Genomic DNA, 24,988 nt, shown 5'->3' on the forward strand with positions numbered 1-24,988 from the left:
AAAAAGAAATGAGAAATACAACAATCCAAACAGCATGCTTTTTTTGCATGCTGTTTTTTAGCATAAACACATTTGGACAAGAGCCTGCAGATCTTGTGAATCCGTTGATCGGAACTTCAAATTACGGCGCTGCTTTCCCGGGACCAATTGCGCCAAGAGGAATGGCAAGTATTAGTCCCTTTAACGTAGCCGGTCCTCAAAACCGACCGTTAGAAAAAGACAGTCAGTGGCTGTCTAATCCTTATGTAAATGAAAATACTTTTCTGACTGGATTTAGTCAGGTGAATTTAAGTGGTGTAGGCTGTCCTGATTTAGGTGTGTTGTTGCTAATGCCGACGACTGGAGCGGTTGAAACGAATCATTTGAAATACGGTTCTACTTATTCTAAGGAGGTTGCTAAAACAGCTTATTACAGCGTAGATATTGATAAGTATAAAATTAAAGGGGAATTTACAGCGTCGAAAAGAGTAGGTGTAAGCAAATTCACTTTCCCGAAAGGACAATCCAATATCTTACTGAATTTAGGTTTAGGATTGACAAATGAAGAAGGCGCCATGTTAAAAGTGGTTTCATCAACAGAAATTGAAGGAATGCGTACTGTAGGTTCGTTTTGTTATAATAGTCCTGAAGATGCTTATCCGGTTTATTTTGTGGCCAAATTTTCAAAACCGGCAAATCACTTTGGAGTTTGGAAAAAAACGCCAAAGTATGAAGGTACAGAAGCACAATGGATGGGTTACAACGGTAAAACCCGAATGATGAAAAACACCATTAAAACGGTTGTTGGAGATAGCATCGGAACTTATTTTACCTATGAATTTGATAAAAAAGAAACGGTTGAAGTTAAAATTGGAGTTTCTTATGTAAGTATTGAAAATGCCCGTGAAAATTTAGAAAGGGAAACCGGTGGTAAATCATTTGATGCTGTTTATAAAGAAACGTATGATGAATGGAACAAAGAGCTTTCTAAAATTTTAGTTGAAGGTGGTTCCTATCAGGATAGGGTTATTTTTTATACCGCATTGTATCATACTTTAATTCATCCAAATACTTTAAATGATATTAATGGGGAATATCCTCAAATAAAACGGACCAAGATTGGAAGAACCACAGACACACGTTATACGGTATTTTCTTTGTGGGATACCTATCGAAATATGCATCCGTTAACCTCTCTGGTTTATCCGAAGCAACAATCCGATATGATTAAAAGCATGTTGGAAATGTACGATGAAAACGGCTGGCTGCCCAAATGGGAATTAAATTCAACCGAGACATTTACAATGGTTGGAGACCCGGCCAGTATCGTTATCGTGGACGCTTGTTTAAGAGGAATTCAGGATTTTGATATTTACAAAGCCTACCATGCCATGTTAAAAGGGGCAGACCAAATTGAAGAGAATCCATTGCGTCCAGGCCTTAAAGAATATTTGGATAAAGGATATTTATCAACCAATTATCCTGGGCCAGTTTCTACAACACTTGAATATAATACTTCGGACTATGCGATTTCACTTTTAGCGAAAGCATTAGGTGAAAAAGAAGATTATAAACGTTTTACTAAACGCTCATTATCCTATCGAAAACTATATGACAAAGATTTAAAATTGCTTCGACCAAGAACGGCTACAGACAATTGGTACGAACCTTTTGATCCTATTGCAGGGGCTAATTTTCAGGCAAATGTTGGATTCATTGAAGGCAACGCCTGGCAATATGCTTTTATGGTGCCGCATGATATCAGAGGATTGATAAAATTAATGGGAGGTGATAAACCTTTCTCTGATCAATTGCAAAAAGTTTTTGATATCAAACAATTTGATATGGCAAACGAGCCGGATATTGCTTATCCTTATTTGTTCAATTATGTAAAAGGCGAGGAGTGGAAGAGCCAGGAAATGGTGAGGAAGTTAGTAAGAGAGCATTTCAAGAATGAGCCAAAAGGATTACCTGGAAATGATGATACAGGAACGATGTCGGCATGGCTGGTGTATTCCATGATGGGATTCTATCCAATATCACCGGGAGATCCGATTTATACACTTACAACGCCAATGTTTGATAAAATAACGATTCAATTAGATCCAAGGTATTACAAGAAAGAGAACATCGTAATTCAGCGTGAAATTAATAGTGACGGAAAAATAAAAGACATTCAGTTAAATGGGAAAAGTTTAAATAGTTTCTTTATTTCGCATGATGATTTTGTAAACGGAACGACGCTGAAAGTGATTCAGGAATAATATATCTTTAGTTGAAAAAGGCTGTTTTCTAACTCTGGTTAGCAGTGGAAAAGGGTTATAATAATGTATTTATAATCAAGTTATGAGTTACGAAAAAATCAAAGAGGAATTTATTAAAGATGCGGAAGAATACATAAACGCAAAGCGACAGCCGTTCGAGAAATTATCTGGTCCCGAACTAGACTTTGCAAAGTATCAATATCTGGAAAATTTTCAAGACTATATCAACCATCTTAATTTTCGAATAAACGCCCTACTTGACGATTATTTAATTTCTTTTCATAGTCTCGACGAAGCAAATGCTTTCCAGGACTATATGAAACCAACATTTGATATGCTTTCAAGAAAATATACGGAGGGCATTATGGAGTAATTGCAAAATCCTTTATGAATACAAAAAAGTCCATTCACCGTAGCGAATGGACTTTTTTTATATTATCGAATCTCTGTAAAAGAGAATAGGATTATTGTGTTTTTATACCAATTTCAGCAATAGAAATATATCTTCCGTCTACACTGGTTTTTCCAATAAACTTAATGTATCTGGCTTTTACCGATGTTTTTAAAGTGATGTTTTGCTCCACCGGATTGCTTTTGATATTAGCAAATTCACCTTCTGCAACAGTTCTCCAGTTTATACCGTCTGTGCTTATTTCCCATTGGTAATTTTTCACAATTCCACCCGTTCCGTTATGACGTGGCAAATACGATAAGGTTGTGAATTCCATTTCCTGTCCCATATCAATAACTATGAATTGTGGTAAAGGCGTTAATGATGTGTTATCAGCTGTACTCCAGAAAGTTTCGGCATTTTCGTCAATAACGTTTAATGCTGATTCTTTTTCCTCATTTTCAAAAGAGACAGTAACTATTTTCCAGTCTTTCTTGTAAACGTTGAAGGATTGAATGGCAGTTTCACCAGATTTCATATCTGTACCAAAAGATTTGGCTTTCACATCACCCGAGGTTAAAAATGGAAATGGGCTTAGAAAAATGGGAGATTGTGCAGTAGGTTCTGTTCCGTCAATGGTGTAACGAATTTGATTTACACTTGTCTCGGTAGTGATCGAAACATTCCCGTCTTTGTCTCTTTTAATTCTTGGAAGAGGCAATAGTTCTGGCTCTCTAAAAACACCAATATCACTTAAAGCGATACAAACAGGAGATTCTTTAATAGTAATTCTCAATTTTGTAGTTGTGATATAATTTGAGAAACGTACTAATCGGTTGGCACCAATACTCGTAGCTTCGCCTACTTTTTTCCAAATTCCACCAATAAAAGCATCAATTTCCACTTTCTCAATACGCTGACCTAATTTGATATTTTCTCTTAAATGAATGATATTAAACGTTTGTTCTTTATGCCACTCTAAAGTTACAGTGGCCTTTTTTACTTCATCACTTGTTGCCCAATAGGAGTAACGATCATTATCCGTAAGATTTTTGGTTCCGTAAAAGATCTGATTTTCACCGCGAACTTCCGAAGCCGTAATCACAGCAGATTGAGCAAGATTATCCGCGAACAATTTTTTTAAAAAAACACCAAAATCTTTCAAACTCTTAACATCATTTTGATGTAATAAACCTTCTGTATTTGGTGCAATTCCGATATCCATACCAGCACCTCTTCCAACTGATTTCAAGTAAATTTCGAATAACTCCGAAACAGATTTTACATTGTTATCTTCATTGGCATGATAAAACCAGCCATTTCTAAGCGGAACATCACATTCAGCCGGTTTCCAGTATTTACCGTTTCGTGTCCCGCCCTGAGCTTTATCAGAATCCGTTTCTCCGGGAACGGCTACTGTTTTACCTGCTATAGGTTCTGGTGTAAAAGTAGCCCAGGATGTTTCATTTGCAAAACCTCTTTCATTTCCAACCCAGCGCACATCGCCATTATCAGCAAAAATAACCGCTCCGGGTTGTAATTCACGGGATATGCCCCATGTTTTATCCCAGCCGTAATAAGTTGCTCTGTCAATATTTCTTTTTTCATTTTTACCGCCATAATACCCGTCTCCACCATTGGCACCATCAAACCAGGTAATGAATAGATTACCATAATTCGTGTACAATTCTCTCAACTGATTTCTGTATTTTTCTACATATTCAGGTTTTCCGTAATCTTCATTATTTCGATCCCAAGGTGAACAATAAAGACCGAATTTCATTCCGGCTTTACGCGCAGCCACTTCAAATTCTTTTACCATGTCGCCTTTTCCATCACGGAAAGGGCTTGCACTAATGTTGTAAGCTGTTGTTTTGGTCGGCCACAAACAAAATCCATCGTGATGTTTGGCAACAAAAATAACGCCTTTAAAACCGCCATCTTTGGCAGCATTCACAATCTGACTCGCATCAAATTTTGAGGGATTAAAGATTTTAGGATCTGCATCGCCATAACCCCATTCTTTATTCTGAAAAGTGGTTGGAGTAAAATGCACCAAAACATATTGTTCCAGTTCCTGCCAACGCAATTGCGGTTCAGTTGGCAATGCTCCATAAGGAGCTGGCGGGCCAATTTTCTGGGCTGTCATTGACAAAAAGGCAAAACAGACTAAGAAAGTTACTACTAGTTTTTTCATTTGATTTTATCTCACTTATTGCGTTACTTTAATTACCACCGCTTCCTGACTGGCTAATGAAGTTCTTAATTCTTTCGGGATTGTAACAACTATTCCGCCATCGACTTTTTTACTGGTCAGTTTTTGTTTGTTGTTTAGTAAAGAAGCTTTTAGATTGCCTTTAATATCCGTTTTGATGCTGATTTCCGCAGGTAATTCTTTTTCGTCTTTAGCAGGCATGTAAATGCCGTAAATTGACTTGCCTTTCTGTGTGTAACCTACTTTTCCGTCTAAATAAGGCGCAACAGGTTTAGTATCATAAATAGCTTCACCATTTACTGATAACCATTTTCCAACGTTAGCTAAAGTGGTTTCAATTTTAGGATCAAATTCTCCTTTGGCATCCGGTCCAACACCTAATAATAGATTTCCACCTTTTACTACGATACTCGTCATCAATTGAATTACTTCTTTTGAAGATTTATAATGATCATTTGGCACCCATCCCCAGGCTCCGCCAAGAGTTATACAACTTTCCCAAGGCACACTTAATGGTTTCTCAGGCGTTTTTTGCTCAGGTGTTAGATAATTCTCATATTCGCTCGGAACCCAGCGATCTACAACCAACATTCCGGGTTGTTTTTTACGAGCCGTTTCTGAAACCAGTTTCATGTTGATATCCATATCATAAGGATATTTACAGAACTCTTCTACTTTTTTATTGATGGTTGACAACGGACGAACCCAACAGCCGTCAAGCCAAAGAATATCCACTTTTCCGTAGTTTGTAGTCAATTCGTTCAACTGATTTTGGGTGTATTGTACATAACTTTGCCATCTTTCCGGAAATTTTTTGATGTCGTAAGTTGGGTTTCTGTCTTTTGGAGGATAATAAGACCACCAGAAATTTTCTGTTGTCCAGTCTGGTTTAGAGAAATAAACACCAACAGCCAAACCTTCTTTTCTTGAGGCATCCAAGACATCTTTTAATACATCGGCTTTTGGATTTTTGGCATACGGCAATTCTGGATTTGTGATCTTGAAATCGGTATATTTTGAATCATACATACAGAATCCATCATGATGTTTCGAGGTGAAAATCATATATTTTGCTCCAGCGTTTTTGAACATTTTAGCCCATTTTTCAGAGTTTAAATTCGTGGGATTTAATTTGAATTTGGTATTTCTGTAGTCCGTAGCATATTTGTAATAATCGTCGTATCCGTCTCTGCTAACCCAATCTTCCGGAGCTAATCCCCATGATTCTACGATTCCCAGCTGTGAATAAAGTCCCATATGAATTAAAACCCCAAATTTGTAACCCTGCCATTTGTCCAAATTAGCTTTCACTAAGGGATCTTTTGTCATAACATAGCCTTCTTCTTCGGTTTTGTCAGCTTTCATACTGAAGTCACCCTGCGCATGCAGTGAAAGCGCACTAGCGCAGACAAATGCTGTATATAATGATTTGAATTTCTTTTTCATTTTATGGTTTTTTGGTAAGTAGTTATTGTATTACTTTAAGTAAAACTCAGGATTAATTAATTTGTTCCCGGTGTCATCATAAACAGCGTAGTTAAAACCACTCTGAACACAATAGGAACCATAATCCCCTTTTTTGTTCAGGGCAATAAAACCAACCTGAATATCTTTTAAATCTTTGTTTCTGTTTTTCATCAGTTTCACTACTCTCAAAACAGCTTCCTCACAAGCTTTTTGTGGAGATTTTCCCTGACGCATCAATTCAACAACCAAATGACTTCCTGAAATTCTGATAACTTCTTCGCCATGACCCGTTGCAGTTGCAGCACCAATTTCGTTATCAACATACAAACCTGCGCCAATAATTGGAGAATCACCTAAACGACCGTGCATTTTAAATGCCATTCCGCTTGTTGTACAGGCTCCGGAAAGATTTCCATCAGCATCCAAAGCAATCATTCCGATAGTATCGTGATTTTCAATATTAGCAATTGGTTTGTATTCCGAAGTTTTTAACCATTCTTTCCATTCTCTTTCAGAATCCGGAACCAATAGGTTTTCTTTTGGAAAACCTTGTGCCAATGCAAATTGAAGCGCTCCGTCACCAACCAACATTACGTGTGGTGTTTTTTCCATTACGGCACGTGCAACAGAAATGGGATGTTTAATAAATTCCAGACAACCTACAGAACCAATATTAGACATTTCGTCCATGATACAGGCGTCTAATGTTACGCGTCCGTCTCTGTCCGGTCTTCCACCATAACCAACACTTCTTTCTGTTGGATCACCTTCCGGAATTTTCACTCCTGCTTCTACAGCATCAAGGGCACGTCCACCTTTTTTCAATACTTCCCAGGCGGCTTCATTGGCTTTCAAACCAAAATTCCAGGTAGAAAGTACGATAGGTTTTCTTATTTTTCCATCAGAAAGGTTATTATCACGCTCTTCATTCTCTTCTGGTTTCCCAGTGAAAGAACTTAGCGCTACAGCAGCCGAAGCCATTGCAGCTGTTTTTAGAAAATTTCTACGATTGTTCATATGTTGTGTCTTTTTATTTGCTTTGGTTGCTAAAAATAAGGGTTTTTATTTAATTCCTAAATCGTATTAGTAAATAATTTTTATGTGCTGTTTTTTTAACTACAAAATCAGTTTTTTGTCTTTGTATACTTTTTCATTTACTGTAGATTTTTGAATCTACATTTCTTTTTCTATTATTTTTTTTATGTTACTCAATAGCATACCAGGTATAATTTTCAGGCTCAATTGTAAAAGTTAGTTCAATGTCATAATTACGGTTGATTTTGTAATTTTTTATAGAAGTTTCTTTTTCACGCACCATTGCTTTTTCGCTTAAACCTGTATAATACAATGGTATATTTATAGTTCTGGTTATTTTTTCTTTGGTTGGGTTATATAGCATGATAAATCCCTTTTGTTTTAGCTGTGGATTTACGTGTATAAAACCGTCCCAATCTCTACCGTCTGCGCGTCGTAACTGAATCATAGCAGAATTCAGAATCTCCCGATATTTTTTGTACCAATTAATTGTTGTTTTAACCAGTTCCTTTGTTGTATCAGTATCATACAAGCGAGGACCACGATAACATGCCTGAACTCCCGCTCCGTAATATTGCACCATCAACTGTTCGTAATCTTTAAGATGTTCACTTAATGGCTCTAAAACAGCTGATGCATCGCCGCCCTGATAAACGGTTAAAGGCACAAATCCCCATGACATTGAAGCTGATTTTTCAATTGTTCCATCATGTATATTTTGACGATTTAAAATACGTTGTTGTTCTCTTGAGCGAGAGAAATTTGTTTCCCGGTAGCCTAAAGCAATTTTATGTGTTCCATCAAGAAAATACCAATCTGGGGCATTGATGTAGACTCCTTTTTCGTTCAACCAACGGTATAGATCTTTTTGAATATTCATTTGTCTCCATTGTGAATCATCTAGATTCTTGTGTCCCGGATGTGTCGTCGAAGCACAGACATCGCCAGGATATGGCCCATCATTTTCCCAAATATCAAAGTTTGTTGCTGTGAAAAAGTTTTTGATGCGATCTCTGTAAGACAGACCCCATTTACTTCCAAAACAAGGTGCGTTTCCAAAAAAAGCGCCACCAGGTTTTCCAGTTTTAGGATCGATTACGTCATCATCATCACTGATGCGGCGGCTGCTAAATAATGAATAACCCCCTATTTTAATGCCTTTACTATGAGCATAATCTGCCAACGTTTTCCATTTTTGATGATTTTCAGGTGTATCCAATTCCATATTCAGATGACTTCCAAAACTCAAAATAAGAGCTTCATAACCTGTAAGTGCACATTGATCAATTGCTGCACGTACCTGCTCGTCATTTTGACTTACCAAATGCATGAAAATCGGATTTTCTGTTGTCCATGGTGCAATAGTGCTGTACATTCTTTTAATCATCAGTCCACGACGCTGGCGGTCATAAGTATCGATTAATAATTCATTAGTACGAACAGAATTAAAAACCTCACCCGGTTTTAAATCTATTCCGGGAGCTTTATCGGGATAAACTTCCAGTAAACAAGGTGTTTTGTATTGGTAATGCACTTGCGAAGTGTAAATGGAATCTTTTTCCCAATGTGTAGTTTGGTCGCTCAACTCATAATTCATTGCATTATTGAAAGCATAATTGGTTTCGATATAGAATCCATGTTGACTTCTCATTTTATCTGGATTTCCTTCCACGGCACTTTGTTCTTCCACCATTGCTATATTTTCGCTTATAACCCTGTCTAGTTTAATTTTTCGTTGTCCTGTGTTTTCAATTGTGATTGATTTAGTTATCAATGGCAATCCATCGTACAACTCATAATTTACTTTTACTTTCAAACCTTTTAATTCGGGTAATGAAGAAGTGAATTCAAAAACAAGCAATTTTCCAGTAGCCTGTTTTTTATTCATCGCCCAATTATTCGGTTTCCAGTTGATATAGGGTTTTAGGTCTGAAACAGAATAGTTAGAAAAAACAAAATCTTCTTTTCCAACTTCCATTTTATCAACCCATTCTGGTAATAAATAAGCATTTTCTTTTTGGCCTGTCAGTCCTCCAACAGAATATTCTTTTCCGTCAAGCGTAATTTTAGCTTCCGGTTTTATAGCTCTTATTAATTGCTGATTATTAGTTAGATTGGTAAGATCCGTACAGGCAATATTTGGTAAAATTCGAAAGGATCTTCTAATTAGTCCATTGTACAAAATGATCGATTTTTTATCCTGGCTTGCATATACATTTGCATTGGCACTGATGGATGTAATTAACCAATCACTTATTGTTGCAGCTTCTGATCTATTATTCAAAACAGGAAGATTCGACAGATCAACAGACTTTTTGTTTTTTTCCTGTGCATGTGTCGATAAACCAATCACAAAGATTATCAATCCAAATATTACGTTTGTTATTTTCATGTTTTTTTAATTGAAAAACTCCAGCGTTTTGGCTGACCAGTCATTATCCAAGAAGCCGCTTACTTTCATAGCTGGTAATCCATTCAGAAGTAAATCTGCTTTAAATATCATTACATCTGGAAATCCGGTAATTCCCGAAATATAATTGTTTGCCCAGGTTGCTTTCATCCCTTTCTCAGAAGTTCCTCCCACAACACCTACTATTGCTGTTTTACTGTCATTTCTTGGTACGACAAAATAGGCAGCCAGATCATCTCCTTTTAGGATTTTGTCACCAACTTTTATTTGTTGATTGTCTATTTGAATGGGAGCATTTTTCAAAAGTAATTTCCATGCGCTATTGTTAGAAGCATTTCCATAAACCACCACATTTCTGTCTTTGTATTTTTCTAATGAAAACTCTTTGTCTGAAATCACGTCAATGCTTCCATTTCCTCTATAATAGAAAGTCTCTGAGTCAAAACGGGCTCTGTTTAAATACCATTCACGATCTGATTCAGAACCGCCTGTTGCATACACAAAAACGACATTATTATCAAATGCAAATTTGAATCCGCCCTGACGTTCTGCATACTTCTCGGCTGTGTTGATTTCGTTTATCAAAGCCCATTTTCCATCTTTCAAATTCAGAATAGCTTTTTTATCCGAAGTTGTTTTTACCAGTTGACCATCAATATTTAAGGTGACTTCTCCTTCTAAAGCTAATGAAGCCAAATCAAGTTCCATTATAGAAACATTTACCGTTTTGATGTTAATTTGCTGTTTGTCAATTTTTGCATTGATATTGGAGAAATCAAAAGGTTTTATTTGCTGTTGTAATTTTATCCAATAATCAGTTGAAGAAACTGCCGGAGTTGCGGTGTGAAAATCAATTTCTTTGACTTCTTTGTTTGTTGGAATTGTTTGACGTTTGAAGAATTCAAAAATCGGAAACCAGTCTACAGAATGATCGCCATACCAATGCTCGCCGCCAGGATATTCGTAATAACAAAAGTTAGGATGGAAAGTACCTAAAATCTGGCGCATTTCACGTACTTGCGAAATTGGCACGGTCGAATCGGCATCGCCATGCAGCATATAAACTCCTCCTTGTTTCAGGTTTTGTACAATACTTTTAACGCGACCAGAATTGGCAGAACGTTTGATTGGTTCAAATGCTTTGAACATATCATGCATTTCATCGCCTTTGTCAAATCCGTACATCGAAATATCAGGGTAGGAGGCACAAGGCGCAATGGCTGCAAATTTTCCCGGATAAGTTGTTCCTAAAAACCAGGTGCCGTGGCCGCCCATAGAGTGACCGGTTAAGTACGTTTGAGCCGGAATAGTGTTGAATACTTTTTTGGCTTCAGCCAAAACTTCCAGGGCATCAATTCTTCCCCAATCTTCCCAGTTAAAACCAAAAGGACGTCGATTCGTAGCTGCAACAATATGAACCCAGTCTTTTTGTTTGTAGGCTCTTGCCTGATTTCTGGCCTCAACAGAGGCGCCGTGAACAGAAAGAACCAATCCTTTTGGTCCACTTCCCAATGCCGGAGCGATACTGTAATATTGAACGCTGTTGTCTACTTTACTCACAAAAGTTCGTTCATGATGAATGGTCGCCGAGCGTTGTTGGATGGTAATTTCTGTTTTGTCGATTATTTTTCCGCTTTTGTCAGCAAGCGTTAGTTCCATTTTTAATTCTCCTGTAAAATCAGTTTTGGCAGCCGGAACTTTAAACTTTACTTTTCTGACAAACATAGGCATGATTGCATCTGTTGCATAAGTGGCTTTTTCTCCGCTTGATAAAGTAGCTGTGATGATAAGATTTTTTAGTTCTTTTTCAGTGGCGTTGATGACGCGAACAGAAGCCCATTTCTCGTCTTTTTCGCCATTAATAACATCAGGAAGTGTCATATCACGTTTGGTAAACTGAATGCTTTTTGAAGGCACAATGATTTTTGATTTTACACGTCCAAAACGACCTTTGGTATAAACAAATTCGTTGACACCTTTTCCAAGTTTAAATGGAATCAAAGTATAACCAAAATCATAATGATCGCCTTCGTGTGGCTGACCGTTTATATAAGTGCGGGTACCTCCTGTAGTTTCTAAAAGGACAATTTGTTCTTTTGAAGCATTATATTGTGTATAAAGAAAAGCGGATCGCATAGGCTTTCCGCTGAAAACTTTTGCTGAATCGACCTTGATTTCCTGCCAATCTCCTTTTTGTTTAGTCGGATTCACAAATTTCCCTACCGCATATTGCCACGCTATTGGGTCTTGTCCGTTAAAAAGTGTACCTGTTCTGCTTTCGGTTTGGAGGGTATAGCCATTTATAAAATGATACAATACATTTCCCTCGGCAGTGGTAACAATTTTTTCTTTACCAAAATATTCAACTACATTTCCGGTTGTTTTTGTCTGTGCAATCGAATTTATGCACAACAGAATGGAGAAAATTAAGAGTTTTTTTTTCATTTTTCGGGGTTTATTTTTTCTAATTTATTCCAACTTTTCAGACTTTTACTAAATCGATTTAATAAAAAAACAGCAAAACTGATGATTTAACAATTTATTTCCGATAATTTTACGTTTTTTTAAATTTGTTAACCAGATTTAGGACTGTCGTAAAGATTTTTTGCTATTTTTGTTTTTTAGGGAATATAAAATTATATCTAAAATAATTTAGTAAATACTCCAATTTTATCCTTATTTAGTTATTAATTATCATTGTTATTCTAAAAAATGAAAATTGTTAAAACAAATATCGCTTCCTATACTAATACGTCGCTATCTGTGTTTTCTCGCGAGGAATCTTTTTTTCAATCGCCTTTTCATTCACACCCGGAATTTGAGTTGGTTTATATCTTAGAAAGCCACGGAAAACGCATTATCGGAAATTCTGTAGAATCTTTCCAATCTGGGGATATGGTTTTTCTTGGAGATGATATTCCGCATGTTTGGCTTAACGATGAAATTTTTTATAAAGGAATAAATAGCTTAAAGGCTAGGGCCATGGTGATTTACTTTAGCAGAGATCTTTTTGGAAACTCTTTTTATGAGTTGCCGGAAGCTCAGGAGGTTAAAAAATTTCTTTCTCAGGGTGTAAAGGGAGTTTCAATTACGGGACAAACCAATGCAATCATTGCTAAAAAGATGGAAAAATTACTAAAAAAGAAAGGTTTTGAAGTTGTCATGGGACTTATTGAAATTTTGTTTCTTTTATCAAAAAGTAAAGATCTCAGATATATTAATGACGATTCTTATGTTTCGGTTAGTGATGAAAATAAAAATGATCGACTTGCAGCTGTTTTTCAGTATGTAAAAACAAATTATAAAGAAGAAATATCACTGGATGAAATTTCTAAAATCGCCAATCTGACACCTACATCGTTTTGCAGAATGTTTAAATCTAAAACCAAAAAAGCATTTGTAGAATACCTAAACGAAATCAGAGTTTCAAATGCTTGTAAATATTTAATTGAAACCGATTTGGGAATTTCTGAAATTGCCTATGAATGTGGTTATAAAACAGCTTCAAACTTCAATAAGCTCTTCAAGAAATTAATTGGAACAACTCCAAAGGAATATAGAAGAAATGCTCTGGTTCAGGCTTTTTAAACTTCTTCTTTATTAATCTATAAGATTATTTCTGTCTTGTTTTATAAAGAATAATAAGTACGGCTTTACTTTTAATAAATCCGGATTGCTTTAGTGCAAATTGCAGGGGTGCTTATTTGCGTTTTTATCCCATAAATGATATATTTTTTTTCAATCAATAATTTATTCCTGAAATGTGCAGCTTTTTACGGCTTTTTTGTGAAATTAATTATAAAGATAATAAATGCTTAATTAATGATAATTTTGAGTTAAAATAAAACTTAATAATGCAATAATTTTATTTTTTTGAGATTGTATCAAAATACTGTATTCCAAAACATAAAACGTTTTAGTGAATAAACTTGGTTTTCAGGTTACTTCTTAAGTGATAATCGTTTAAAGAATAATAAAATATAATATGAGAAGCAGAATCAAATTAGTTTTCACAGCTTGCTGTTTTGCGATAGGAGCTTTATCTCACGCACAAGGCGATATTATGGCGGAAAATGAAAAAATACCTGGTGATACTTATATTGGTCCAAAAGATCAGGCGGTAAAAGATAATCTGGCTAAGTGGCAGGATTATAAATTTGGTGTCCTGATTCATATGGGATTATACAGTCAATTAGGAATCTGTGAATCTTGGGGACTAGCGCCTGAAGACTGGGTAACACGCAACGGTTATGATGATTATGATTCTTTTGCTTCCGATTATCGCGGTGCAAGATTTAGTCTGAATCCAACAAATCTTGATTCGGAAAAATGGGCAAAAATGTTCAAAAACGCCGGAGTGAAATATTTGATTTTTACTTCAAAACATCATGATGGATTCTGTATGTACGATTCCAAATTTACCGATTTCAAAATTACAAATCCGAATTTGCCAAACGCTAAAAATCCAAAACCGGATGTATTGAAAAACGTTCTGGATGCTTCAAGAAAAGAAGGATTATCAGTTGGAATCTACTTCTCAAAACCGGACTGGACTTCACAGGATTTTTGGTGGAAGTACTATCCTCCAAAAGACAGAAATCCAAACTACGATATTAAAACGTATCCTGAAAGATGGCAAAACTTTGTAAAATACACTCAAAATCAGTTGGATGAATTGACAACTAATTATGGAAAAGTAGATGTTTTATGGCTTGATGGAGGATGGGTTCGTCCTTCAGAAAAAAAAGGACGCCAGAATCTGGATATTAATATGAAACAAATTGCAGAAACGGCGCGTAAAAAGCAGCCGGGTCTTATAGTTGTGGATCGTTGGGTTCCGGGCGAATACGAAGATTATCTTACGCCCGAGCGTAAAGTGTTGGAAAAACCAATTCCGGTGCCATGGGAAAGCTGTGTGACACTTGGAAATGATTGGGGATGGGTGCCAAATGATAAATACAAATCAGGAACAGAAGTGATTCAGTTATTAACCGGAATTGTAGCCAAAGGCGGAAATTTACTGCTTGGTGTTGGCCCTGATGGTAAAGGAAATTTTGAACCGAAAATTGAGCAGGCTTTAGCCGAAGTTGGAAAATGGCTTGATATTAATGGAGAAGCGATTTATGCTACAAAACCAATTGTTCCTTACTCGGAAGGTAATTTGTATTACACTTCAAAAGGAGATAAAACGGTTTTCGGAATTTATCTTCCAAAAGCAAATGAAAAAGAAATACCGGCTGAAATCATTATTAAAAATAATTTAAAAGGAAAACTAAATGTTATGCTTTTAGATGGTAAAACAAAATTAAGCTACAAAAATGTTGCTGGAGGAATTGCTGTCACAATACCTAAATCTTTAAGAGCAGAGCTGGCAAAAAAAGCTGGAGTGGTTATTAAAGTGGTCAGTTAATAATTCGATCTTTAGCTTGAATGATTTTGTAAATGATAATGTCTAATTTTAGGTTTCTAACCTTCAATTTTAAATATATAATATGATAACTCAAAAATATTGTCTCGCATTAGATTTAAATGATGATCCCGTTTTAATTGCGGAATATAAAAAATATCATGAAAAAATCTGGCCTGAAATAACAGAAAGTATTGTTAGTGCAGGCATTGAAAATCTTGATATTTATTGCGTTGGCAATAGATTGTTCATGATTATTGAGGCCAATGAAACTTTTACTTTTGAAAGAAAAGGGGAGATGGATGCCAGTAATGCTGTGGTGCAAAAATGGGAAGAATTGATGTGGAAATATCAAAAAGCATTACCAGGAGCAAAAGAAGGTGAAAAATGGATGATGATGGAAAAAATATTCGACTTGCATGAAAATAGATAGCCACCAACATTTTTGGAAATATAATCCTGTAAAAGACGCCTGGATCAACGAAGAAATGGAAGTGATCAGGAAGGATTTTTTACCTGCTGATTTAAAGCCTTTGCTGTTTGAAAATCAGTTTGCGGGCTGCGTGGCGGTTCAGGCTGATCAGAGTGAAGAGGAAACTCGTTTTCTTTTAGATTTATCAAAAGAAAATGATTTTATAAAAGGCGTTGTCGGCTGGGTTGATTTGCGTGCAGAAAATATTGAAGCGCATTTGAATGAATACAGTAAATATGAAAAACTGAAAGGATTCAGACATATCGTTCAGGCAGAAGCAGACATTGATTTTATGCTGCAGGAAAGTTTTCAAAATGGAATTTCGAAATTGGTAAAATACAATTTCACATATGACATTTTGATTTTTCCAAAACATTTGGAAAATGCGGCCAAATTGGTTGCAAAATTTCCAGAGCAAAAATTCGTTATTGATCATTTGGCAAAACCGGATTTTAAAAATAAAGAATTTACAGAATGGGAAAAAGGTATTAGAGCTATTGCAAAATTTCAAAATGTGATGTGCAAGATTTCAGGTTTAGTAACCGAAGCAGACTGGAACAATTGGAATGAAACAGACTTTATCTACTGCTTAGATGTCATTACAGAAGTTTTTGGAATTGATCGCCTGATGTTTGGCAGTGACTGGCCCGTTTGCTTGCTTGCTGCTTCGTATTCAGAATCTTGCGATATTACAGAGTACTATTTTTCGAAATTTCCGAAAGCAGATCAGGATAAATTCTGGAGCAGTAATGCTATACAATTTTATCAATTGGAATAAGTTACTTTCCAATAAAAAATACTAACTATTCAACCAAAATAATAAACAAATGAATCTTAATCTTACTGACAAAATAATTATCGTAACCGGTGGCGCAAAAGGTATTGGACTTGGTATTTGTAAAGTTTTGGCTGCTGAAGGTGCTATTCCTGTAATAATAGGAAGAGCTGAGGCAGATAATCAAATCGCTGTAAAAGAAATTGAAACTGGAGGAGGAAAGGCCTTGTCTGTTGTGGCCGAGTTAACAAATCCGGAAGCTTGCAAAAGTGCAGTCGATCAGGTAGTGGAGCTCTGCGGTCGCATTGATGGATTAATCAACAATGCCGGTGTAAATGATGGTGTAGGTTTAGAAAGCGGCAATTACGAAAAATTTGTTGCGTCGATTCATAAAAATTTGGTGCACTATTATTTGATGGCGCAACATGCTTTGCCAGAGTTAAAAAAAACTAAAGGTGCAATTGTAAATATTGGTTCAAAAACTGCTGATACGGGACAAGGAAATACGTCAGCTTATGCAGCATCAAACGGTGGACGTAATGCTTTAACACGGGAATGGGCAGTAGAATTATTGAAATACGGAATACGTGTAAATTCAGTTATTGTGGCTGAATGTTATACCCCATTATACGAAACCTGGATTAATACACTTGAAAATCCACAGCAAAAATTAAAAGAAATCACAGCTAAAATTCCATTAGAAAACAGAATGACAACTGCTGAAGAAATCGCCAATATGGCCGTATTCTTATTGTCTGATAAATCAAGCCATACTACAGGCCAATTGATTTATGTGGATGGTGGTTACACACATTTAGATCGTTCCTTGTAACTTATAATAAATTGCTATTTGAATACTTCGGTTTTTATGGAAAATTAAAAGTATTCAAATAGCATAAAAGCCATTTGAATTGGGAAACCCGGCAAATTTATTTTTAAGGAATACCAATAACCGTCAGAATACTTCTCTACCAAAAAATATCAAATAAAACTAATCAAGCCAAAATTGGATATGATAATATAGCGCTATGCGATAAAGTTTGTCAAAACTGAAATTTATAATAAAAGTGTTTTTTGTGATTTTTTTTGATGTTTATCTTCGTTTATATGTCGTCCGTCTAAAATAGTTTTAAGAAAAATCAAATTTGTTTAGATTTAGCGTTAAATAATGCTTGTTTTTATTTTAAGAAATATGTCTTCCTGTATTAATGTCAATTTTACCAAAAACAAGATATTCTAATACCAGCTGAAAACCGATAAATTAAAACGAATATAAAGATTTGAATTTGAATAAATAAAACGGCTCATTTTACTAGAAACCGAACCAAAATTATTAAACCTAACCAAAATGAATAAAAAGATATTTTCACTAAACAAGAGCCTTTTGCTACTACTCTGTTTGATGATGGGATTATCTGTTTTTTCGCAGCATACTACAATTAAAAGAATGGGTTCTACCGATACTCAGTCCTTTGATGATAATTGGCTTTTTTCCCGATTTGGATCTCAGGCTGACGGATTGGTTAAAGAAGAGCCTAAAAATTTAGAAGCCGTTTCAACAAACGAAGCCAATTGGGAGAAATTAAATGTACCGCACGATTGGGCGATCAAAGGGCCTTTTAGAATTGAATTGAGAGGAGAAACGGGAAAATTACCATGGAAAGGAATTGGTTGGTATAGAAAACATTTTACGGTTTCGTCTTCAGATTCAGGAAAACAAATTTTTATTGACTTTGACGGAGCGATGGCAAATGCCAAAATTTATTTAAATGGGAAATATGTGGGAACCTGGCCTTACGGATATAATTCTTTCCGCATGAATTTGACTCCCTTTTTAAAATTCGGGCAAGAAAATATTTTAGCCGTTCGTTTAGATACAGAGAACTGGGATTCACGTTGGTATCCTGGAGCAGGAATCTACCGTCATGTTTGGTTGGTAAAAACGAATCCGGTTCATGTTGGACATTGGGGGACTTATATAACCACTCCAAATATCAGAAAAGATGCTGCCGATATCAGAGTAATGGTTAAGGTTGATAATGCAACAGATAAATCAGTAAAAGCAGTTGTTACAACTGACTTATACGAAATGGATATTAATGATACACCAAAAGTAAAAGTAGGTTCGTTAATTACTTCAACACTGGAAATCAAGGCAAATGGAACTGAAGAAGCAGAAATGCATTCGGTTTTAAACAATCCTAAATTATGGGATTTAAAAACGCCTAATCGTTATGTAGCACAAACTAAAGTAAGTGTTGACGGAAAAGTGGTTGACACTTATAATACTCCTTTTGGTGTTCGTACAATTGAATTTACGCCAAGAAAGGGTTTTCTTTTGAATGGAAAAAGAGTTGAAATCTTCGGAACTTGTAATCATCACGATTTAGGTGCTTTGGGAGCAGCAATCAATACTTCGGCCTTGAAAAGACAATTGGTTATGTTGAAAGAAATGGGGTGTAACTCTTTGCGTACTTCTCATAATCCTCCGGCTCCTGAATTATTGGAACTGGCTGATAAAATGGGCTTTTTAGTTTGGGATGAAGCTTTTGATGCGTGGAAAATAGGAAAGAAAAAATCAGACTATAATTTGATTTTTGACGAATGGCACGAAAAAGATTTGATTGCCTTAACACACAGAGACAGAAACAATCCTTCCGTATTTATCTGGTCCATTGGAAATGAAGTTCCGGATCAGCAAAATGTGAAATTGACAAAAGAATTAGCCGATATAATGCGCAGGGAAGACCCAACACGCCCGGTTTCAAACGGATATAATGATCCTGATGGAGGAAGAAGTTCAGGAGCTGTTGTTGCCCTGGATCTTATGGGAGTAAACTATTTCTTTGACCAACAGCCAAAATGGGATGTTGATCCAAGATATGAGAAAAAGCCAACAATTGGAAGTGAAACGGCTTCAACCGTAAGTTCACGTGGAGAATATTTCTTTGATGATAAATACAACAAAACGAGCTGGCAAATTTCCTCTTATGATGATGCATTTCCGGGCTGGGGCTGTTCGCCGGATACACAATTTCGTACCAATGCAAAATACCCACATTTATTGGGAGAATATGTTTGGACCGGTTTTGATTATTTAGGTGAACCAACTCCCTACAATTCAGATGAAACCAATTTATTAAATTTTAGAACTGATCCTTCAAAACAAGCAGAATTAGAGGCGAAATTGGCGGAGCTACAAAAAAGTAATCCACCTTCTAGAAGCAGTTATTTCGGAATTATCGATTTGGCTGGTTTTCCAAAAGATCGTTATTACAGTTATAAATCACATTGGAGACCAGATGTTCCAACAGCTCATATTCTTCCACATTGGAATTGGAGCGAACGTGTTGGAAAAGTGGTTCCTGTACATGTTTATACTTCGGGAGATGAAGGAGAATTATTCCTTAACGGAAAAAGCCTTGGAAGAAAGAAAATGGAAGCAGGAAAAGATTTCCGTTTGATGTGGGAAGATGTAGTTTATACTCCTGGCGAATTGAAAGTAGTTTGTTATAAAAATGGAAAAAAATGGGCAACTGATGTTGTTAAAACTACCGGAGATGCTACAAAACTAAAAATGACAGCTGACAGAGCAGAAGTATTTGCAGACGATGTTGATTTGGTTTTTCTAACCGTTGATATTGCAGATAATGAAGGGTTTATGGTTCCCCGTTCTAATCCTTTAGTTAAATTTTCAATTGAAGGAGCAGGAGAAATCGTAGCAACAGATAATGGAGATGCGACAAGTTTTGTACCCTTTCAAAGTACGGAAAGACCAGCTTATAACGGAAAAGTATTAGTAATTGTTAAGGCTAAAAAAGATCAAAAAGGAGAGTTTATAGTGAAAGCAGAAAGCGCAGGATTGCAAGCTGCTGCCACAACAATCAGAGTTAAATAAATAAAAAAAATAAAATGATTAAAAAAATAATCTTAACTGCTTTAGTTGTCGGAACAACTATTACCGTAACAGCCCAGAACAAAATTGCTGCAGCGGATATTGCTCCAAAAATGAAATGGTTTGAAGACGCAAAACTAGGAATCTTTATTCACGCCGGAATTTATTCCGTTGCCGATGTTTCTGAATCCTGGAGTTTTCACAATGGAAAAATTTCTGTTGAAGATTATATGAAACAACAAAAAAGTTACACTTTAAGTAATTACGATCCTGTTGCCTGGGCAGAAATGATCAAAGATTCCGGTGCAAAATATGCCGTAATTACAACGAAACATCATGATGGTGTGGCGATGTACGATACCAAATTGGGAAAACTGAGTTCGGTAAAAACCACTCCGGCTAAAAAAGATATGGTTAAGCCTTTTTTCGAAGAATTACGAAAAAGAGATATTAAATGTGGTGCTTATTTCTCCTTAATCGATTGGACACACAATGATTATCCGGGCTTTTTGAAAGACAAAGCACGTTATGATATTAAAAAAGAACCAGCACGTTGGGAACGTTTTCAAAAATTCTTCCAGGGACAAATCAAAGAAATATCAGATTGGTATAATCCTGATTTATGGTGGTTTGATGGAGACTGGGAGCACAGTGCTGAAGAATGGCAAGCAGAGAAAACACGCAAAATGATGTTAGACAGAAATCCGAATACGATTATCAACGGACGTTTGCAGGGATATGGAGATTATGATACTCCCGAACAAAATTTCCCGGTAGTTCGTCCCGCTTATAAATGGTGGGAATTGTGTATGACGATGAATGAAAACTGGGGTTACCGTGTGAGCGATACCAACTGGAAAACACCTTATGAAATCATTACGATTTTTGTTGATGCGGTTTCAAACGGAGGAAATTTATTATTAGACATCGGGCCAAAACCTGATGGAACTTATCCGGAAACAGTTGTTTCTACATTGAAAGAATTGGGTGATTGGAACAGAAGAAATGGTGAAGGGATTTTTGGAACTATTCCCGGAATTCCATTAGGACATTTCTACGGACCAACTACACTTTCTAAAGATTCTAAAACACTTTATTTATTTGTTCACGGAAAAACTTCAGGACAATTGATGTTGAAGGGACTGGATAATAAAATTCAGGATATTACAGTTTTGGGATCAAATGTAAAATTGACTCACAAAGTGGTGGGTAAAATTTCATGGAGTGCCGTTCCGGGATTAGTTTACATTGATTTGCCGGAAACTGCTGATGATAAATATGTGACTTGTATCAAAGTTACTTTAGATGCGCCAATTAAATTATACAGAGGTCATGGTGGTTTTTTAACTAACTAATATTCATTAAAATAACAAATTATAATTCATGCCTTAGAGGTATTTTCAATAATGCAATTATGAACAAAAAAGCACTTTTAATAGCTTTGTTTTTTGGAGTTCAAGCCTTGTTTTCTCAAAGCACTCCAAAATATAAAAACCCAAAATTACCTGTTGAAGATCGCGTTCAGGATTTGTTGTCCCGAATGACGGTTGAGGAAAAATTTTGGCAAATGTTCATGATTCCAGGTGATTTATCTGATGGGGCAGAAAATTATAAAAATGGCATTTTTGGTTTTCAGGTAAGTGCCAAAGGAAGTACTGATGCGAGTAACCAAATTTTAGATTACAGTGCAGCAAGTAATGCAAAGGAAACTGTAAAACTGATCAATAAAATTCAGAAGTATTTTGTGGAGAAAACGCGTCTTGGTATTCCGATTATTGCTTTTGATGAGGCTTTGCACGGATTAGTACGAGATGGAGCAACCGCTTTTCCTCAGTCTATTTCATTGGCAGCAACATTTGATCCGGCTTTGGTTAAAAGAGTTTCAACTGCTATTGCGATGGAATCTAAAAGCCGTGGAATTCGCCAGATTTTATCGCCGGTTGTCAATCTTGCTTCTGATGTTCGTTGGGGAAGAGTAGAAGAAACTTATGGCGAAGATCCTTTTCTTTCTTCAAAAATGGGAGTCGCCTATGTGTCTTCTTTTGAGGAAAGAGGTGTGATTACAACGCCAAAACATTTCCTTGCAAACAGTGGAGACGGTGGACGTGATAGTTACCCAATTGATTACAACGAACGTTATTTAGAAGAATATCAACTTCCGCCTTTTCGTGCCTGTTTTGGAGAAGGGGGAAGCAGAAGTGTGATGACTTCCTATAATTCTTTAAACGGAAGTCCCTGTACAGCCAATGATTGGTTGTTGAATAAAAAACTGAAAGGAGAAATGAATTTTAAAGGATTCATTATTTCTGATGCGAATGCTGTTGGCGGCGGAAATGTACTGCATTATACAGCAAAAGATTATCCTGAATCAAGTGCCAACGCCATAAATAATGGGTTAGATGTGATTTTTCAAACGGCTTTTGACCATTATAAATTATTTCAACCGCCATTTTTGGACGGAAGAATTGATATGAAAAATATCGATGAATCTGTAGCAAGAGTTTTGAGATTGAAATTCGAATTGGGATTGTTTGAAAATCCATATGCCGACGAAAAAGAGACAAACAAATGGAATGGAAATCCGCTTCATAAATTACTATCAAGAGAAGCGGCTGAAAAAGGAATGGTTTTATTGAAAAATGAAAACAATGTTTTGCCTCTTAAAAAATCAATTCAATCAATTGCCTTAATAGGAAATGATATTACCGAAGCACGTTTAGGTGGTTACAGCGGTCCCGGCAACGGAAAAGTAAGTATGTTGGAGGGTATAAAAACGAAGTTAGGAAAATCGATTGCGATTAACCTTGCTGAAGGTTGTGCGAGAAAAAGTACAGATTATGTTATTGTACCATCAGCTAATTTATTTAGCATTGAAAACGGAAAATCAGTAAATGGATTAACAGGTGAATATTTTAATAATGTACAACTAAGTGGAAGTCCTGTTGTAACAAGATTAGACAATGCCATTAATTTTGACTGGACATTATATTCTCCGGATCAGGCAAAAATCAACTACGATTTTTATTCAGCTAAGTGGAACGGAAAAATCAAATCTCCAGTTACGGGAACTTATAAAATTGGTTTTGAAGGGAATGACGGTTATCGCTTGTATTTGAATGGAAAACTAATTATTGATAACTGGAAAAGCCAAACTTATTCAACAAAATTAGTCAATTTCAATTTTGAGAAAGACAAAGAATACGATATCAAAGTGGAATTTTTCGAATCGCAGGGTTATGCTAAATTCAAGTTGGTTTGGAATGTTGGCGTAAATAACGATTGGCAACATAAGATTGATGAAGCAGTAGCTGCTGCAAAAAAATCAGATGTGGCTGTAATTGCGGCAGGAATCGAAGAAGGGGAATTTAATGACCGAGCTTATTTAGGTTTGTTAGGACATCAGGAAGAATTAATAAATGCTGTTGCCGCAACAGGAAAACCGATTGTAGTGATTTTGGTTGGAGGAAGTGCCATTACCATGGACAAATGGATTAACAATGTATCATCGATTTTAGATGTTTGGTATCCTGGAGAAGATGGAGGTAATGCGGTGGCGAATATTTTGTTCGGAGATAAAAATCCTGCAGGCCGTTTACCAATTACTTTCCCTGTTTTTGAAGGACAATTACCATTGGTTTACAATCACAAACCAACGGGTCGTTCAGATGATTATACCAACCTAAACGGTGCGCCCTTATTTCCTTTTGGATACGGACTAAGTTATTCAACTTTTGAATATGGCAATTTAAGATTTGACAAAAAACAAATAGGAAAATCAGAAACAACAAAAGTGTATTGTACGATAAAAAACACCAGTAATATTGATGGAGACGAAGTAGTTCAGTTTTACGTTAGAGATGTTTTGGCATCAATTGCTCAGCCAATCAAGCAGTTGAAAGGTTTTCGGAGAATTTCACTTAAAGCGGGAGAATCAAAAGAAATAGCATTTGACATTAACAAAGAAACGTTGCAAATGCTAAATCAGGATATGAAATGGGTAGTTGAACCGGGTGATTTTAGAATTATGATTGGCGCTTCGTCAAGGGATATTCGATTGAGAGAAGTTCTTACGGTGACAGAATAAGCGTTTAATAATGGGTGAATTAATTTTAAGATAACAGATTATCTGTTTTGTGCTTTTTTAAAGAATTACGGGGAAATTAAATATAAGAAAATACCTTGTTTTTAAGTACTGCTAAAAAAGATAAAATAAGAGAAAAAAAGGGTTAATGAGGTTAGATTCTTTAGTTAGAAAACGAGAATATTTTTAGTTAAAAAAAAATAAAATGGGCTCTTTTTAGTATGTTGTAAGATTTTTTTAACAAAACAAAATTTATGTTAAATATATCATAATTTTAACAGTTTTGTTCTGTACTTATTATAGGTCTGATAAATATTCAACTATGTGTTATCGTTGTTTATTTAATAAGAAAATTTGGTAAGTTGAAAAAATATATATGATTCATTTACAAACTGTTGACTGTATTTAATTCAAATGCTTGTTTAAAATGTTAAAATTAAAAAAAGGATTAAAAAAATCACTAAAACGTTTTTGTTAATTGATTTATTAGATATATATTTGTTAAGGATAATTAACGAATGTTTAAGAAAAAGTTAACGTTTTTTAAAAGTATTTACTATCAAAAATAGCTATTAGACAACAAATGAATTAGTCAAT

Annotated in this window: 15 protein-coding genes; 10 read left to right on the top strand and 5 right to left on the bottom strand. The window is 35.7% G+C overall.

The genetic code is table 11. The features are described 5' to 3' along the window. The first annotated feature begins 8 nt into the window (after positions 1–8). Both Q7C23_RS09285 and Q7C23_RS09290 read left to right on the top strand, forming a co-directional pair. Positions 9–2,243 carry a GH92 family glycosyl hydrolase gene (locus Q7C23_RS09285; protein WP_375032258.1) on the top strand — a complete coding sequence of 745 codons (2,235 nt, stop codon included), beginning with the start codon at positions 9–11 and terminating at the stop codon, positions 2,241–2,243. A gap of 82 nt (positions 2,244–2,325) precedes the next feature. Beyond that, positions 2,326–2,616 carry a hypothetical protein gene (locus tag Q7C23_RS09290; protein WP_375032259.1) on the top strand — a complete coding sequence of 97 codons (291 nt, stop codon included), beginning with the start codon at positions 2,326–2,328 and terminating at the stop codon, positions 2,614–2,616. Positions 2,617–2,707: 91 nt separating this feature from the next. Here Q7C23_RS09290 and Q7C23_RS09295 read toward each other — a convergent pair whose 3' ends face one another. From Q7C23_RS09295 to Q7C23_RS09315, 5 genes are all read right to left on the bottom strand, one after another. Next, positions 2,708–4,831, bottom strand: coding sequence for an alpha-L-fucosidase (locus tag Q7C23_RS09295; RefSeq protein ID WP_375032260.1), 2,124 nt, complete (start codon positions 4,829–4,831; stop codon positions 2,708–2,710). A 15-nt stretch (positions 4,832–4,846) separates the two neighbouring features. Continuing rightward, entirely contained in the window at positions 4,847–6,295 is a 1,449-nt protein-coding gene (locus tag Q7C23_RS09300) for an alpha-L-fucosidase (RefSeq protein ID WP_375032261.1), read from the bottom strand. Positions 6,296–6,325: 30 nt separating this feature from the next. Then, positions 6,326–7,333: an isoaspartyl peptidase/L-asparaginase family protein gene (locus tag Q7C23_RS09305; protein WP_375032262.1), complete on the bottom strand. Its 1,008-nt coding sequence runs from the start codon at positions 7,331–7,333 to the stop codon at positions 6,326–6,328. A 187-nt stretch (positions 7,334–7,520) separates the two neighbouring features. Then, positions 7,521–9,743, bottom strand: a complete 2,223-nt coding sequence (locus Q7C23_RS09310) for an alpha-galactosidase (protein ID WP_375032263.1) — start codon at positions 9,741–9,743, stop codon at positions 7,521–7,523. A gap of 6 nt (positions 9,744–9,749) precedes the next feature. Further along, entirely contained in the window at positions 9,750–12,206 is a 2,457-nt protein-coding gene (locus Q7C23_RS09315; protein WP_375032264.1) for an alpha/beta hydrolase-fold protein, read from the bottom strand. A 267-nt stretch (positions 12,207–12,473) separates the two neighbouring features. On the opposite strand from Q7C23_RS09315, the gene Q7C23_RS09320 reads away from it, so the two are divergent. The 8 genes from Q7C23_RS09320 to Q7C23_RS09355 all read left to right on the top strand — a co-directional run bounded on the left by Q7C23_RS09320 (position 12,474) and on the right by Q7C23_RS09355 (position 24,394). Continuing rightward, on the top strand, positions 12,474–13,349 hold the full coding sequence (locus Q7C23_RS09320; protein ID WP_375032265.1) for an AraC family transcriptional regulator: 876 nt from the start codon (positions 12,474–12,476) through the stop codon (positions 13,347–13,349). Between the two features lie 397 nt (positions 13,350–13,746). Next, positions 13,747–15,171 carry an alpha-L-fucosidase gene (locus Q7C23_RS09325; RefSeq protein ID WP_375032266.1) on the top strand — a complete coding sequence of 475 codons (1,425 nt, stop codon included), beginning with the start codon at positions 13,747–13,749 and terminating at the stop codon, positions 15,169–15,171. An 82-nt stretch (positions 15,172–15,253) separates the two neighbouring features. Beyond that, on the top strand, positions 15,254–15,601 hold the full coding sequence (locus Q7C23_RS09330) for an L-rhamnose mutarotase (protein WP_375032267.1): 348 nt from the start codon (positions 15,254–15,256) through the stop codon (positions 15,599–15,601). Continuing rightward, entirely contained in the window at positions 15,588–16,418 is an 831-nt protein-coding gene (locus Q7C23_RS09335) for an amidohydrolase family protein (RefSeq protein ID WP_375032268.1), read from the top strand. Before Q7C23_RS09330 ends, Q7C23_RS09335 begins: the two co-directional genes overlap by 14 nt. Before the next feature lie 49 nt (positions 16,419–16,467). Then, entirely contained in the window at positions 16,468–17,247 is a 780-nt protein-coding gene (locus Q7C23_RS09340; RefSeq protein WP_375032269.1) for an SDR family oxidoreductase, read from the top strand. Between the two features lie 516 nt (positions 17,248–17,763). Continuing rightward, positions 17,764–20,313, top strand: coding sequence for a beta-galactosidase GalB (gene galB, locus Q7C23_RS09345; protein ID WP_375032270.1), 2,550 nt, complete (start codon positions 17,764–17,766; stop codon positions 20,311–20,313). A 14-nt stretch (positions 20,314–20,327) separates the two neighbouring features. Continuing rightward, positions 20,328–21,665, top strand: a complete 1,338-nt coding sequence (locus Q7C23_RS09350; RefSeq protein ID WP_375032271.1) for an alpha-L-fucosidase — start codon at positions 20,328–20,330, stop codon at positions 21,663–21,665. A 59-nt stretch (positions 21,666–21,724) separates the two neighbouring features. After that, complete coding sequence (locus Q7C23_RS09355) at positions 21,725–24,394, top strand: glycoside hydrolase family 3 C-terminal domain-containing protein (RefSeq protein ID WP_375032272.1); 2,670 nt, start codon at positions 21,725–21,727, stop codon at positions 24,392–24,394. Positions 24,395–24,988: the final 594 nt, after the last annotated feature.

This window comes from Flavobacterium sp. LAR06, from assembly GCF_041946075.1.
Lineage (GTDB): Bacteria > Bacteroidota > Bacteroidia > Flavobacteriales > Flavobacteriaceae > Flavobacterium.